Below are 13,495 nucleotides of genomic sequence, written 5' to 3'. Positions count from 1 at the left end.
CACGGTAAACCCCATCCGGAGCAAGACCAAATAGGGAAGCTGAGGCGTGGCCCGCGCTGCTTCCGGGTAGGTTGCTTGAGCCTGTCGGTGACGGCAGGCCTAGAGGAATGATTGCCGAATCCCGAAAGGGAGGAACAGAACCCGGCTTATCGGCCGGCTTTCCACTATTTTTGCTGTATTTCTGCGGTCGACCCGCTGAAATTGCCATTTTTGGCCGCAGGGCCAAGCTTGCTTTCCTCGGGCGCAGGATTCCCGATTTTCTCGCTGCAGGTATCATCGCGCCATGCACACGACTCTTGAATGGCCCGAAAACGGTCAGACCCGCCGCGCGCGCTGGCGCTCCGAAGCCGGCCTGCCCGCACCGCAAACCCTGGAAGTGGTCGACGACAGCCTGTCCGCCGACGCCGCTTTCGCTGCGCTGACTGATGGTCATGCGTTGCTCTGGCGCGGCGACTGGATGAACGCCCGGCAACTGATGCAGGCGCTGACCCGCCGCGTCGATCGGCATATCGCGGCCACATCGGACCACAGTGCATTGCCGGCCCAGGCCTTTGCCCGCCATCGCGAGCGTCAGGGGCGGCGCGCTGCCTTGCTGGCCCGCCTGCTGGTGCCGCTCGGCCCAGATTACAAGCTGCCGCTGCGCCGTGCCCAGGATGTTCGCCCGGCTTGCCGCGAAGCCTGGGGCAAGCCGGATGGCAGCAATAGCGTCGTCGCGTTACGTGAATTGCTGGCCGTGATCAGCGCCCACGAATGGCGCAAGAAAGGCGTGCCGGTGGCCGCCGTACAGGGGAGCATTCATCCGCATTACGGTGTGTTCTCGCCGGTGCGCGGGGAATACGTTGATCTGGTCGCCCAGGCGCCATTGCCGGCCGGCTGCGCTGCCATCGCCGATGCCCCGCAGGCGTTCGACATCGGCACCGGTTCCGGCATTCTCGCCGCTGTACTCGCCCGGCGCGGCCTGTCGGTAGTCGGCACCGACATGGCGCCACGGGCGCTGGCCTGTGCGACGGAAAATATCGAAAAACTCGGGTTGACCGCAAAAGTACAGATCATCGAAGCCGATCTGTTCCCGCCTGGTCGCGCCCCGCTGATTGTCTGCAATCCGCCCTGGTTGCCGGCGCAACCGAGTTCGCCCATCGAATACGCGGTCTACGACCCCGATTCGCGCATGCTGCGCGGTTTTCTCGGCGGATTGGCCGCGCACCTGACACCGGGCGGTGAAGGTTGGCTGATCATTTCCGATATCGCCGAACACCTCGAACTGCGTTCGCGCGACGAACTCCTGGGCTGGATCGCCGGCGCCGGCTTGCAGGTGCTCGGCCGGCTGGATACCCGACCGCAACACCCGAAGGCACAGGATCGCAGCGACCCGCTGCACGTTGCACGGGCGGCAGAAGTCACGTCGTTGTGGCGGTTGGGAATGGTGTGAGCGCAGCGCGCGTCGAGACGTAGCCTTCTCATGTGGGCAAGGTAAATTTGTCAAAGAGCAGACGGGTTTTCAGGTGGTCGCCATCATTACTCGGGCGCCTGCCTTGGGGCTAAATGCAATTATCCTTACAGCAAAGCTTTGCCAAGACTAAACTTCACCCATGCTCACCCCCGGCATCTCCCCCAAAAATATCAAGGTCGTGAACCCCGAACTGGCAGAACTGCGGACTCGTTTGCACGATGCCGAGGCGCAGTTGGAGGCTATTCGTTCCGGTGCCAGCGATGCGTTGGTCGGTGAGACGGGTGTGCTGTACATGGACGGGGCAGAAAAAACCTATGTCACGTTTTTCGCTGCCATGAACGAGGGCGGCGTAACGCTGGATCGCGACGGGGCCATCCTGCATGGCAATGCGTGTTTCGCAGCCATGCTGGGTAAAACGATCGATGCCTTGCGCGGGCAGTCCTTCGTCGAACATGTGATTGCGTCAGATCGTCAGCGAGCCCGTGCCTTGCTGGCAATTGCCGACACCGGGGCTTGTGAAGTATCTCTTGCTGTTCCGGGCGCTGATCCCTTGCCGGTGAGACTTTCCATGACCACGATCGATTCTTCTGGTCAGCAGTATGGCTGTCTTGTGGTGACTGATCTCAAGGACAGGGTTATGACGGAAGAGCGACTGCGACACCATGAGCATGAGTTGCGGGCCATGTATTCGCATCAGCAATCGACGATCGAGCAGGAGCGGAAACGCGTTGCGCGCGAGATACACGATGAACTGGGCCAGATATTGACGGCGTTGCGGATGGAAACCTCATTGCTCAAGCGGGAGTTGCCGGATGTGGGGCCTGGCGCCGGACGTATCGGTGAAATGCTGCTGTTGATCGAGTCCTTGTTCAAAGGGGTGCGCAGCATTGCTGGCAATCTTCGGCCCCCTACACTCGATCTTGGCCTGGTCCCAGCGATCGAATGGTTGACGCAGGATTTTTCCAAGCGTTGGCAGATTACCTGCGCCTTTCTGGCCTGCAGTGAGGAGATTCATGTAAGCGAGGATTTTGCGACGACGATTTTTCGCATCATCCAGGAATCGCTGACCAATGTGGCACGTCATGCCCATGCGGGGGCCGTCCGTATTGTGCTGGAGCAGACCCAAAGTGTCATCAGGCTGGAAATTCACGACGACGGTTGTGGTTTTACGCCAGCGTCCGGCGAGGTGGCCGGTTTTGGCATGATAGGCATGCGTGAGCGAGTGCAGGAGCTGGGCGGTACGCTGTCAGTCGAATCCGAGCTGGCCCACGGGACGCGGATCATCATCACCATTCCCCATGCTGGAGCATGATGTGATTCGAATCATCATTGCCGACGACCATCGTTTGGTACGTCGCGGGATCAAGGAAATCCTGAAAACGGCAGACGACATCGTGGTGTGTGGTGAAGCGGCAGATTGCGAGGAGTTGCTTTTGCTGCTGCGCCAGCAACTGCCCGACGTGTTGATCCTTGATTTGGCCATGCCTGGATTGAGCGGCACAGAACTCATCAAAAGCCTGTGCGCAGAATTTTCGTCATTGCATATTCTGGTGTTATCGATGCATAACGAAGCCCAGTTCGTCGCCTTGGCAATTCGCGCCGGGGCCTTGGGCTATGTTACCAAGGATGCCGATCCGGAAATCCTGCTGCTGGCAATTCGCCGTGTCGCAGTCAATGGAAAGTTCATCGATCCGGCGTTGGTTGAGGCCATGGTCTTTGCCCCACAACTGATGCCTCCCCTGCCGCATGAAAGCCTGAGTGCTCGGGAGATTCAGGTGCTTGAACTTCTGGTGGCCGGAAAATCCCTGAATGTCATCGCCTGCGAATTGCATCTCAGCCCTAAAACCATCAGCTCGCACAAGATGCGCCTGATGCAAAAGCTTGGAACAACTAGCAACGCGGAACTGGTTCGATATGCCATTCGGCACAAGTTGAGCCAAGCCTGAAGGTATTTCCATTGATTCAGGAATTCCTGAATCAATGGGCGTCAATTCCTGAATCTGCTTTCCGTTACGGCCTACAGACAAGGAGGTTGGTGGCTCATATCATCACGGGTTGCCAATTCCCCCTCCTGCCGCCAACTAGTGAATTTCGATACTGCTAACCTTGATCACGCCGATGCCACACGATCGCTCTTCTACAGCATCGTCCAGCATGCGACCGACGGCATTCTAGTGGTTGATCTTGATGGCTATGTCATTTATTCAAATCCCGCAGCGCTAGCCTTGTTTCAATGTGGCCATGAGGACTTTCATGGTCAGATGTTTGGTTTCCCCATCGTTGCCAATCAGTCTGCCGAGATTGACATCGTGCGACATGAAGGCGCCATGGCTGTTGCAGAGATGCGTGTTAGCGAGGGGCGATGGGCGGGAAAGTCCGTCCTGATTGCCATGTTGCGTGATATCACGGTGCGCAAGCAGATCGAAAGCGATCTGCGCCAAGCCAAGGAGGAATTGGCGGCGCTATATCGCAGCGCCCCGCTAGGTGTGATTGCGTTGCGTTCGGACTGGCGGGTAAAACTTTGGAATCCCGCGGCAGAGCAGATTTTCGGCTGGAGGGAGGATGAGGTCGCGGGGAGTGTCTTCCCTGATCTGGAACAATTCCTGAAACTCGATTTTGCCGGTGTTGACGAGATGGTTCGTCGTGGTGAAGCAATTTCCGGCAAGGAGGTTCGTTACCTCCGCAAGGATGGAACCCCGGTCGATGTCAGTCTTTCATTGGCGCCGCTGAATGATGAGGCTGGGCGTGCGGCAGGCATCATGTGCATCGTTGAGGATATTTCGCGCCGTATGCGTGATGCCCAGCATTTGCTCCTCTCGAGCAAGATATTCGAGAACACGCAAGAAGGCATTCTTGTAACCGATGCCGGGGGCACCATACTTGCCGTCAATCAGGCCTTTGTGGCGGTTACAGGTTATTCGGTTGACGAAGCGATGGGGTGCAAGCCCAGTTTGTTAAGCTCCGGTCGCCACGACAAAGCATATTACGTGGCGATGTGGCAGGCGCTCACCGAACATGGGCAGTGGCGCGGGGAAATCTGGAACCGACGCAAGAATGGTGAAATTTATCCGGAATGGATCAATATCAGTGCCATTCATGACGATGCGGGAAATGTCAGCCACTATGTGGCGATCTTTTCCGACATCACCAAGGTCAAGGAAAATGAGGAGAGATTGCGTCATCTGGCGCACTTCGATGCGCTGACCGGTTTGCCCAACCGCTTCCTGTTTCAGGATCACGTCGAACTGGCCCTGTCGCAAGCAGCGCGGGGCAGCAAGCAGGTGGCAATCATGTTCCTGGATCTCGATCGTTTCAAGCTGATCAACGACACCCTGGGCCATCGCGCCGGAGACATACTGCTGACCGAAGTTGGTCAGCGCCTGGCGAGTTGTCTGCGCGCTGGCGATACCCTCAGCCGTTTCGGTGGTGACGAATTCACCGTCGTCCTGCCCAATCTGGAGAGCGGTGGGGCTGCAGCAACGGTGGCGGACAAGTTCATTGAAGCCTTGTCGTCCGCCTTTCATATTGCGGGCAAGGAATTTCACATTACCACCAGTATTGGCATCGCCATTTACCCACAGGATGGTGAGCATCTGGATACCCTGTCGCGCGCGGCAGATGCGGCGATGTTTGCGGCCAAGGAACAGGGACGCAATGCCTATCGCTTTCATGCCGCCGATGGCCGTGATGCGGCGAGTACGCGCCGCTTCCATCTCGAGAATCAGCTCCGCCGCGCCTTGGAGCGTGGCGAGATGAGCGTCGTCTATCAGCCGTCAGTGGATGTCGACTCCGGCATCATTACCGGGATGGAGGCATTGCTCCGCTGGAACTCTCCCGAATTCGGAGAAGTCTCGCCCACCGAGTTCATCCCGCTGGCCGAAGATATCGGCACCATTTCAACACTGGGCAACTGGGTTTTGCGTGAGGCCTGTCGCCAGAACAAGGCTTGGCAGGATGCCGGCATGCCGGCCATTTGTGTTTCGGTGAACCTTTCGCCGGTGCAACTGCGTGACCGGCGCCTGGTCGATACCATTCGCGATGTTCTGGCCGAAACCGGACTGGAGGGGCGTTGGCTGGAACTGGAGCTGACCGAGGGCATGGTGATGCAGAATATCGAGGAAAGCCTGCTGACCTTCAATGCCCTCAAACAGTTTGGGGTGCGCTTGTCGATTGATGACTTTGGTACCGGCTATTCATCGCTTGGCTATTTGCGCCGCTTGCCGGTCGATACGCTGAAAATTGATCGTGCTTTTGTGACGCACATCGCCAGCAATGCCGAGGATGCCGTGATTTCACGGGTCATTGTTGAGCTGGCGCATAATCTCGACTTGCGCGTGGTTGCCGAAGGCGTGGAATCGGTAGCGCAACTGGATACGTTGCGGCAGTTTCAGCATTGCTATGCACAAGGGTTTTATTTTTCCAAGCCCATGCCGGCAGCCCACATCACTTCAATGCTTGGTAATCGGGATTTGCGCACTTGGCTACCATCACCCAATCCCGAAACTCGGTTCGGTCAGGGCGGGGTATTGGGATAACAACTCACGGTTGCAGCACCAATACCATCAATGCGTGTATAACTTTAAGCATAGACAACTCATGGCAAACCAGCTCCCCCTCCTCCAGAAATGCCCGACCGGGATTGTCGGCTTTGACGACATCACCTCTGGCGGCTTGCCTTATGGTCGGCCGACCTTGCTGGCTGGTCATGCGGGTACCGGGAAGACGCTGTTTTCACTCGAATTCATCCTGCACGGTATCGAGAAATACAATGAGCCGGGTATTTTTGTCAGCTTCGAGGAAACACCAGAAGATATCGCTACCAATGTGGCGTCGATCGGATTTGATCTGGCCCACCATCAGGCGGAAAACCGGCTGCGCGTTCTGCACATCGAGCTGGATGCCAACGAACTGATCGAGGCCGGCGATTATGACCTCGACGGCCTTTTTTTGCGTTTGGGGGCAGCGATTGAGGCTACCGGCGCTCGTCGTATTGCGCTCGATGCGGTGGAAAACCTGTTCTCGGCCTTCTCCGATCTGAGAATTCTGCGGGCAGAGTTCCGTCGGTTGCTGAAGTGGCTCAAGCAAAAGGGCATTACAGCGGTGATCACGACCGAACGCGGTACCCATTCGATTACCCGTCATGGTTTGGAGGAATACATCGCTGATTGCGTGATCTCCCTGGATCAACGGATCGAAGATCAGTTGGCTACGCGTCGCCTGCGCGTGGTCAAATATCGTGGTTCAGCGCATGGTGACGACGAGTATCCTTTCGTTCTGGGAGACAACGGCTTTGCCGTCATGCCGCTGACCTCGGCCGGATTGGATCATGATGTCAGTATGGAGCGCATCTCCACGGGTATCGAGTCGCTTGACGAAATGTTGGCGGGCGGTATCTATCGCGGTAGCAGCGTACTGGTTAGCGGCACCAGTGGGACGGGCAAAAGCAGTGTGGCTGCCCATATGATCGATGCCGCCTGTCGTCGGGGTGAGCGCAGTCTTTATTTCGCCCTGGAAGAGTCGCCGAGGCAGATCATGCGCAACATGAGTTCGATCGGCTTCGATTTGAACCGTTGGGTGCAAGCGGGTTTGTTGCAGTTTCATGCTGCACGGCCGACTTCCGGTGGGCTGGAGAGTCACCTGACTACCCTGATTACGCTGGCAGAGGAATTTTCGCCGCAGGTGGTGATCATTGACCCGGTAACGGCTTTCAATACCGGCGCCGACATGGAACAAGCCAAGTCCTTGCTGATTCGGGCGGTCGACTATTTCAAGGTGCGCAACATGACTGCCTTGTTTACCTCGCTGACCCTTGGCGGTGAGGCGGCAGAGTCGACCTCTGTGGCAATTTCCTCATTGATCGACGTTTGGCTGCTGTTGCGTAATCTGGAAAACGCGGGTGAGCGCACGCGCGGGCTTTATGTTTGCAAAGCAAGAGGGATCGCCCATTCGCATCGTATACGCGAGTTTTTGCTTACCGCAGAAGGGGTCCAGCTGGTTGACGTCATGCTGGACGACAATGGGCAGATACTGACCGGTTCGGCACGTTTGGCGCGCCTCAAGCAACTCGATAACGAAACCAGCAGCCTTTACACTGAAGTCGCGCGTAATCACCGAATTTCCGACGTTAAATAACCCACTGGTTGCATCACATGAATGAATCCGATATTCCCCATTTTGAAGAAAAAAAGGATGGCAGCAATTGGGTGTTACGCCTTTATATTGCTGGCCAGACACCAAAGTCGCTGGCTGCTATTTCCAATTTGCATCGCATTTGTGATGAACATCGCGAAACCAAGTTTCATATCGAAGTGATTGATCTTCTGGAAAAACCACAACTGGCCGAAGGCGACAAGATCATTGCCATACCAACACTGGTGCGCAAGCTTCCCGAGCCAATCCGCAAAGTTATTGGCGATCTTTCGGATACGGAAAAGACACTGGTAGGCTTGCAGTTGAAACCAAAGTCAAGCTGAGCAGTCTTGCGTTGGCTGGGCTGACGCAGCGGTGCCGACAAATCAAATGCTCAATTGCTTGGGCTGAGTCAAAGCCTGTGTTGCTTGGAAAACCCACTTTTGAAGCCGGTCGATCTTGCGGTCGACCGGCTTTTTGAGCAAAAAACCGGATCAGCTGCGAATCAGGTGATCGAAAGCTGACAGCGAGGCCGTTGCGCCGGCCCCCATCGCAATGATGATCTGCTTGTACGGCACGGTCGTGCAGTCGCCGGCAGCAAAGACACCAGGCACCGAGGTGTGACCCTTGGCGTCGATGACGATCTCGCCGAACTTGCTCAATTCGAGCGTGCCCTTCAGCCAGTCCGTATTCGGCAACAGGCCGATCTGCACGAAGATGCCTTCGAGTTCGACGTGCTTGATTTCTTCCGTCAGGCGATCCTTGTAGCTGATGCCATTGACCTTCTGGCCGTCGCCGGTCACTTCGGTCGTCTGCGCCGATTTGATGACGGCGACGTTGGGCAGGCTGTACAGCTTCTTCTGCAGCACGGCGTCGGCCCGCAAGGTGTCGGCGAATTCGAGCAGCGTGACGTGGGCGACGATGCCGGCCAGGTCAATCGCGGCCTCGACGCCGGAGTTGCCGCCGCCGATCACGGCGACACGCTTGCCCTTGAACAGCGGGCCGTCGCAGTGCGGGCAGAAGCAGACGCCCTTGGCCTTGTATTCCGTTTCGCCGGGTACGTTCATCTCGCGCCAGCGGGCACCGGTGGCGAGGATTACCGATTTTGATTTGAGCGAAGCGCCGTTTTCCAGTTGCACTTCGATCAGGCCGCCTTCCTCGGCGGCCGGAGTCAGCTTGGCGGCACGTTGCAGGTTCATCACATCGACGTCGTAGGCCTTGACGTGCTGTTCGAGCGCGGCGACCAGCTTCGGTCCTTCGGTTTCCTTGACCGAGATGAAGTTCTCGATGCCCAGCGTATCCATCACCTGACCGCCGAAGCGCTCGGCCAGCACGCCGGTGCGGATGCCCTTGCGGGCTGCATAGATGGCTGCCGCCGCACCGGCCGGGCCGCCGCCGACGACCAGCACGTCAAACGCTTCCTTTTCGCCGAGGGTGGCTGCTGCGCGTTCGGCTGCACCGGTATCGACCTTGGCCAGAATTTCCTCGATCAACATGCGGCCAGCGCCGAACTCGATATCGTTTCGATAAACAGTCGGCACTGCCATGATCTGGCGTGCATTGACCACATCCTGGAACATCGCCCCGTCGATCATCGTGCTGGTGATGCCCGGGTTGAGCACGGCCATCAAGTTCAGTGCCTGTACGACGTCCGGGCAGTTGTGACAGGACAGCGAGATGAAAGTCTCGAAATTGAAGCTGCCGGGCAAGCCCTTGATCTGGTCGATGACCGATTGTTCGACCTTGGGCGGGTGGCCGCCAGTTTGCAGCAGGGCCAGCACCAGCGACGTAAATTCGTGGCCCATCGGCAGGCCGGCAAAACGGATACGCGGCGTTTCGCCCGGTACGCCGATGGCAAATGAAGGTACGTAGGTCGTGCTGGTTTCCTCGCGCAGGCTGACCTTGTCAGAGCAGTCGACGATGTCCTTGAGCAGGCTGCGCATTTCCTGGCCCTTGTCGCTGTCGTCAAGCGTGGCGACCAGTTCAATCGGGCGTTGCAGGCGTTCGAGGTAGGCCTTCAATTGGCCTTTGATTTCGCTATCAAGCATGCGTTTCTCCCTTTGTGTTTTGTGGATTTCACTGGAATATTGCAATCTTGGAAACCAGAGCAGGTTCCGCAGGCGAGGCTAGGCCGCCACTTGTTTCTAGGGGCCTGAGGCCTGCCTTGGCTTTAAAGGCCGCAACATTGCGCTGAAATCCCCGCCGCCGGCAGGCGACGGGATATTCAGTCGAAAACTTAGATCTTGCCGACCAGGTCCAGCGACGGTGCGAGGGTCTTCTCGCCTTCCTTCCACTTGGCCGGGCAAACTTCGTTCGGGTGGCTGGCAACGTACTGGGCTGCCTTCAGCTTGCGCAGCGTTTCGGCGATGTCACGGGCGATTGCGTTGTCGTGAACTTCCAGCGTCTTGATCGTGCCGCTCGGATCGATGATGAAGGTGCCACGCAGTGCCAGACCGGCTTCTTCGATATGCACACCGAAGGCACGGGTCAGATGGTGGGTCGGGTCGCCGACCAGCGGGAACTTGGCCTTGCCGACGGCCGGCGAGGTTTCGTGCCAGACCTTGTGGGAGAAGTGCGTGTCGGTGGTGACGATATAGACTTCGGCGCCGGCCTTCTGGAATTCTGCGTAGTTCTCGGCAGCGTCCTCGACTTCGGTCGGGCAGTTGAAGGTGAACGCAGCCGGCATGAAGATGATGACGGACCACTTGCCCTGAAGGTTGGCTTCGCTGACTTCAACGAACTTGCCATTGTGGAAAGCCTGAGCCTTGAACGGTTGAACCTGAGTATTGATGAGGGACATATTTTCTCCTTGATGGTTGTGTGATGCGACAGCGGTAATCTTAGGGGGGTGATCTTGATTGATCCAATTGATTGCTTAAATAGGGTGGATAGTCAGGCACTATTTTTATCAATGATGCATGGTATTCCCTATTACTCGGTGGGCGTGGTCCGGGCGCAAAAAATACACGGGGAATGCTGTCATAAGGCGGGTTCCGGGCAACACTTATCCAAAAAGGTGTGCTACTTTTATCCCACTGCCGTTACAACGGCCAGTTTTCTTAACTTAAACAGGTAACAGGAGGCACTTAGATGAATAAATCCGAGCTGGTCGAAGTTGCTGCACAAGAAGCTGGTATTACCAAGGCTGCCGCAGATAAAGCGCTGTCGGCCATCATCGGCGCGGTTGTCAAGACTGTGGCTGCAGGCGAGTCTGTTACGCTCGTTGGTTTCGGTACGTTCAAATCCGCCCAGCGTGCGGCGCGCACTGGCAAGAACCCGAAGACGGGTGCCACCTTGAAGATTCCGGCAACTACTGTGCCGAAGTTCACGGCAGGTTCCGCGTTCAAGGCTGCTGTCGCGCCCAAGAAAAGCGCTGCCAAGAAAAAATAATCGATGTTCCACACAATGCGGGGGCCGTTCATGACGGACTCCGCTTTTTTACTTTGCAATGAATAATCCCAATAACGACATCCAGCCAGAAGAAACACCGGCAGAAATCCAGCAACCTGAAGTGCGGGTTGTTGAAGTGCCGCCGATCGATAATCGTCGCCGTCTGCGCGAATTGTTGTCCATTCCCGAGCGGGATCGTTCCGACGAGCAATGGGACGAAATCATCGAACTTGAAATCCAGATGGCGCCCGGTAATCGTATCTCCGGTGCTGGCGAGTCGATGGGCGGGCAGCAGCCGCGCCAGCAACCCCGACAGCAGCCGCGCCAACAGCCGCGTCAGCAGCGCCCCGGTGGCGGTCAGCATGGTGGTGGCGGGAGTTTCAGCAATCCTTCCGGCGATAACAATGCCTTGGGGCAGCAGGAGAAAAAACACCGGCCGCGGGCTAAGACAAATCGTCGGCCGCGCCCGGGTGGCAAGCCGGATGGCGGTGGTGGCGGCTCTACTGGTGGAACTCCGGCCTGAGCCGCGTAGCGGCCGAAACTGAAGCAGGCGTCATGCTGCAATTTGATCTGATTATTGTGGGCGGCGGCTTGGCTGGCGCCAGTCTTGCTGTTGCCTTGCGCGATAGCCGCCTGCGTATCGCGTTGGTCGAAACTCGTCCGCCGGTTCGCCCGGCGGGTTGGGACGCGAGAGTCTACGCGGTCAGCCCGGCCAATGTGGCTTTTCTTGAGTCCATTGGCGTCTGGAAGCATCTCGATAGTCAGCGCATTTCCCCGATTCGTGCCATGCAGGTGTATGGCGATGCCGGCGGGCAACTTGAGTTTTCGGCGTTTCAGGCCGGTGTTCCCGATTTGGGCTGTATTCTTGAGTCGTCATTGATGGCCTGCGAGCTTTGGGAAGGGCTCAAGCGGCAGGCCAATCTCAGCTTGTTCGTGCCGCATCGTCCGGCTGCGCTTGAGTTTTCCCATGAAGCGGCGGTGCTGCAACTGGATGATGGTCAGCGTTTGTCCGCCCCCTTGTTGGTAGGAGCTGATGGGCGGGACTCCTGGGTCAGGGAGGCGGCCGGTTTGTCTGCAGTCAACCGGCATTACGGTGAAAAAGGTGTGGTGGCGAATTTTGCCGTCGAAAAACCGCATCAAAACGTAGCTTGGCAATGGTTTCGGGGCGATGGTGTGTTGGCATGGTTGCCTTTGCCTGGCAACCGTATTTCCATCGTCTGGTCTACGCCAGACATGGCGGCAGATGCGTTGTGTGCCTTGTCTGAAGATGTGTTGTGCGAGAAGGTGGCGGAGGCGGGCGGAAATGTGCTGGGCAAGTTGTCCTTGCTCACCCCCCCCGCGGCATTCCCCTTGCGCCTGATGCGTGTGCCGGATATGGTTGCGCCGCGGCTGGCGCTGGTGGGCGATGCTGCTCACGGGATTCATCCCTTGTCCGGGCATGGAATCAATCTGGGATTTCAGGATGTGCAGGTGTTGGCTGAGCGTTTGATCGGACTCAATCCTTGGGAAGATCTTGGTCAGTTGCGTTTGTTGCAAGGCTATCAGCGCGCTCGGCGCGAGGAAATTCAACTCATGCAAGCGACAACCGATCTGTTGCGTCGTTTGTTTGCCAATAACGCTCCATTGTTGCGCTCGGCGCGAAATGCCGGCTTGGATTTGACCAACCGTTTGCCCATCGCCAAGAATGTTTTGGTGCGTTACGCCCTCGGGGCTATTTAGGAGAATTGAATGTTTGTCAAAAAGCTGCCTGCTTTGCTGCTTTCCTTGTTTGCCATAAGCTGTTCGGCGAATGAGGTTGATATCGAGAAGGCTATAGAGGCCAAGCTTGGTGTCAAGGTCGAGAGCGTGACGAAGGCCGGATACCTTGGTTTGTACGAGGTTTATGCGGATGGACACATTTTCTATACCGATGAAAAAGTCACCGCCATGCTGGTTGGTGGTGATCTCGTTCGTTCTCAGCAGGCTGTTAATCTGGTTGATCTGAAAAATAACCGGAATGTAACCGCTGAACGCCTACGTAAGCTGACTGCTATCAAATTTACCGATTTGCCGTTGGAGCAGGCGATCAAGCAGGTGCGTGGTAATGGTAAGCGCGTGCTGGCGACCTTTGAGGACCCGAACTGCGGTTATTGCAAGCGCCTCGCCAAGGATTTGCTCAAGCTTGAAAATGTCACGATTTACACCTTCCTGTATCCGATTCTTTCGGAAGACTCGGTCAAGAAGTCGAAACAGATTTGGTGCTCGGCAGACCGGGTGCGGGCATGGGGTGACTGGATCATTGATGGCAAGGCGCCCGGCGGGCGTGATAATTGCGACACGACAGCTGTCACGCGCAATCAGGAATATGGCCGCCGCCTGAATATCACCGGTACCCCGACCATTATTTTTGCAGATGGTGAGCGGGTGCCCGGTGCGGTTCCGCTCAATGTGCTGGAGCAAAAGTTGAACCAGCAGAAGTAATTTTCCTCGTCGTCGCCCGGTAGGGCGGTACAAAAAACGGCATGTTTTGTCCTGAAGGACAAAACA

The 13,495-nt window shown here is 57.0% G+C and carries 12 protein-coding genes and 1 other RNA gene; 11 read left to right on the top strand and 2 right to left on the bottom strand.

Features of this window, described 5'->3' with window-relative positions; all coding sequences use genetic code 11:
* From rnpB to RCI20_RS13260, 7 genes are all read left to right on the top strand, one after another.
* Positions 1-165, top strand: an RNA gene (rnpB, locus tag RCI20_RS13290) — RNase P RNA component class A; the annotation flags it as partial.
* Positions 166-283: 118 nt separating this feature from the next.
* Positions 284-1,429 (top strand): class I SAM-dependent methyltransferase, encoded by a 1,146-nt coding sequence (locus RCI20_RS13285; RefSeq protein ID WP_306606290.1) that lies wholly within the window; start codon positions 284-286, stop codon positions 1,427-1,429.
* 160 nt (positions 1,430-1,589) lie between these two features.
* A complete protein-coding gene (locus RCI20_RS13280; RefSeq protein ID WP_306606288.1) occupies positions 1,590-2,762 on the top strand; it encodes a PAS domain-containing sensor histidine kinase in 1,173 nt (390 codons plus the stop codon).
* Position 2,763: 1 nt separating this feature from the next.
* On the top strand, positions 2,764-3,396 hold the full coding sequence (locus RCI20_RS13275; protein WP_373691521.1) for a response regulator: 633 nt from the start codon (positions 2,764-2,766) through the stop codon (positions 3,394-3,396).
* A gap of 138 nt (positions 3,397-3,534) precedes the next feature.
* Positions 3,535-5,985: an EAL domain-containing protein gene (locus tag RCI20_RS13270; RefSeq protein ID WP_306606284.1), complete on the top strand. Its 2,451-nt coding sequence runs from the start codon at positions 3,535-3,537 to the stop codon at positions 5,983-5,985.
* A 61-nt stretch (positions 5,986-6,046) separates the two neighbouring features.
* A complete protein-coding gene (gene kaiC, locus RCI20_RS13265; protein WP_306606282.1) occupies positions 6,047-7,582 on the top strand; it encodes a circadian clock protein KaiC in 1,536 nt (511 codons plus the stop codon).
* A gap of 17 nt (positions 7,583-7,599) precedes the next feature.
* On the top strand, positions 7,600-7,923 hold the full coding sequence (locus RCI20_RS13260; RefSeq protein WP_306606280.1) for a circadian clock KaiB family protein: 324 nt from the start codon (positions 7,600-7,602) through the stop codon (positions 7,921-7,923).
* 150 nt (positions 7,924-8,073) lie between these two features.
* Here the strand turns inward: RCI20_RS13260 and ahpF are convergent, their stop codons facing one another.
* Complete coding sequence (gene ahpF / locus RCI20_RS13255; protein WP_306606278.1) at positions 8,074-9,627, bottom strand: alkyl hydroperoxide reductase subunit F; 1,554 nt, start codon at positions 9,625-9,627, stop codon at positions 8,074-8,076.
* A gap of 188 nt (positions 9,628-9,815) precedes the next feature.
* The gene (ahpC, locus tag RCI20_RS13250) at positions 9,816-10,379 is read right to left on the bottom strand and encodes an alkyl hydroperoxide reductase subunit C (protein WP_306606275.1); all 564 of its coding nucleotides are present in this window, start codon (positions 10,377-10,379) and stop codon (positions 9,816-9,818) included.
* 290 nt (positions 10,380-10,669) lie between these two features.
* Here ahpC and RCI20_RS13245 point away from each other — a divergent pair, with 290 nt between their 5' ends.
* Genes RCI20_RS13245 through RCI20_RS13230 form a run of 4 tightly spaced genes read left to right on the top strand, consistent with a single transcriptional unit; the run spans position 10,670 to position 13,429 of the window.
* The gene (locus RCI20_RS13245; protein WP_306606273.1) at positions 10,670-10,969 is read left to right on the top strand and encodes an HU family DNA-binding protein; all 300 of its coding nucleotides are present in this window, start codon (positions 10,670-10,672) and stop codon (positions 10,967-10,969) included.
* A 58-nt stretch (positions 10,970-11,027) separates the two neighbouring features.
* Positions 11,028-11,492, top strand: a complete 465-nt coding sequence (locus RCI20_RS13240; RefSeq protein ID WP_306606271.1) for a hypothetical protein — start codon at positions 11,028-11,030, stop codon at positions 11,490-11,492.
* 35 nt (positions 11,493-11,527) lie between these two features.
* The gene (locus RCI20_RS13235) at positions 11,528-12,688 is read left to right on the top strand and encodes a UbiH/UbiF family hydroxylase (RefSeq protein WP_306606303.1); all 1,161 of its coding nucleotides are present in this window, start codon (positions 11,528-11,530) and stop codon (positions 12,686-12,688) included.
* A gap of 9 nt (positions 12,689-12,697) precedes the next feature.
* Positions 12,698-13,429 (top strand): DsbC family protein, encoded by a 732-nt coding sequence (locus RCI20_RS13230; protein WP_306606269.1) that lies wholly within the window; start codon positions 12,698-12,700, stop codon positions 13,427-13,429.
* Positions 13,430-13,495: the final 66 nt, after the last annotated feature.

The organism is Azonexus sp., assembly GCF_030824335.1.
Lineage (GTDB): Bacteria > Pseudomonadota > Gammaproteobacteria > Burkholderiales > Rhodocyclaceae > Azonexus.
Note: the sequence above shows the minus strand (reverse complement) of the source record. Positions and strands in the feature narration are given on the sequence as shown.

Bases quoted from the DNA above. Each gene is read 5' to 3' on its own strand.
- RCI20_RS13230 (WP_306606269.1), top strand. From the start codon at position 12,698: ATGTTTGTCAAAAAGCTGCCTGCTTTGCTGCTTTCCTTGTTTGCCATA.
- RCI20_RS13285 (WP_306606290.1), top strand. From the start codon at position 284: ATGCACACGACTCTTGAATGGCCCGAAAACGGTCAGACCCGCCGCGCG.
- ahpF (WP_306606278.1), bottom strand. From the start codon at position 9,627: ATGCTTGATAGCGAAATCAAAGGCCAATTGAAGGCCTACCTCGAACGC.
- ahpC (WP_306606275.1), bottom strand. From the start codon at position 10,379: ATGTCCCTCATCAATACTCAGGTTCAACCGTTCAAGGCTCAGGCTTTC.
- RCI20_RS13245 (WP_306606273.1), top strand. From the start codon at position 10,670: ATGAATAAATCCGAGCTGGTCGAAGTTGCTGCACAAGAAGCTGGTATT.
- kaiC (WP_306606282.1), top strand. From the start codon at position 6,047: ATGGCAAACCAGCTCCCCCTCCTCCAGAAATGCCCGACCGGGATTGTC.
- RCI20_RS13280 (WP_306606288.1), top strand. From the start codon at position 1,590: ATGCTCACCCCCGGCATCTCCCCCAAAAATATCAAGGTCGTGAACCCC.
- RCI20_RS13240 (WP_306606271.1), top strand. From the start codon at position 11,028: ATGAATAATCCCAATAACGACATCCAGCCAGAAGAAACACCGGCAGAA.
- RCI20_RS13260 (WP_306606280.1), top strand. From the start codon at position 7,600: ATGAATGAATCCGATATTCCCCATTTTGAAGAAAAAAAGGATGGCAGC.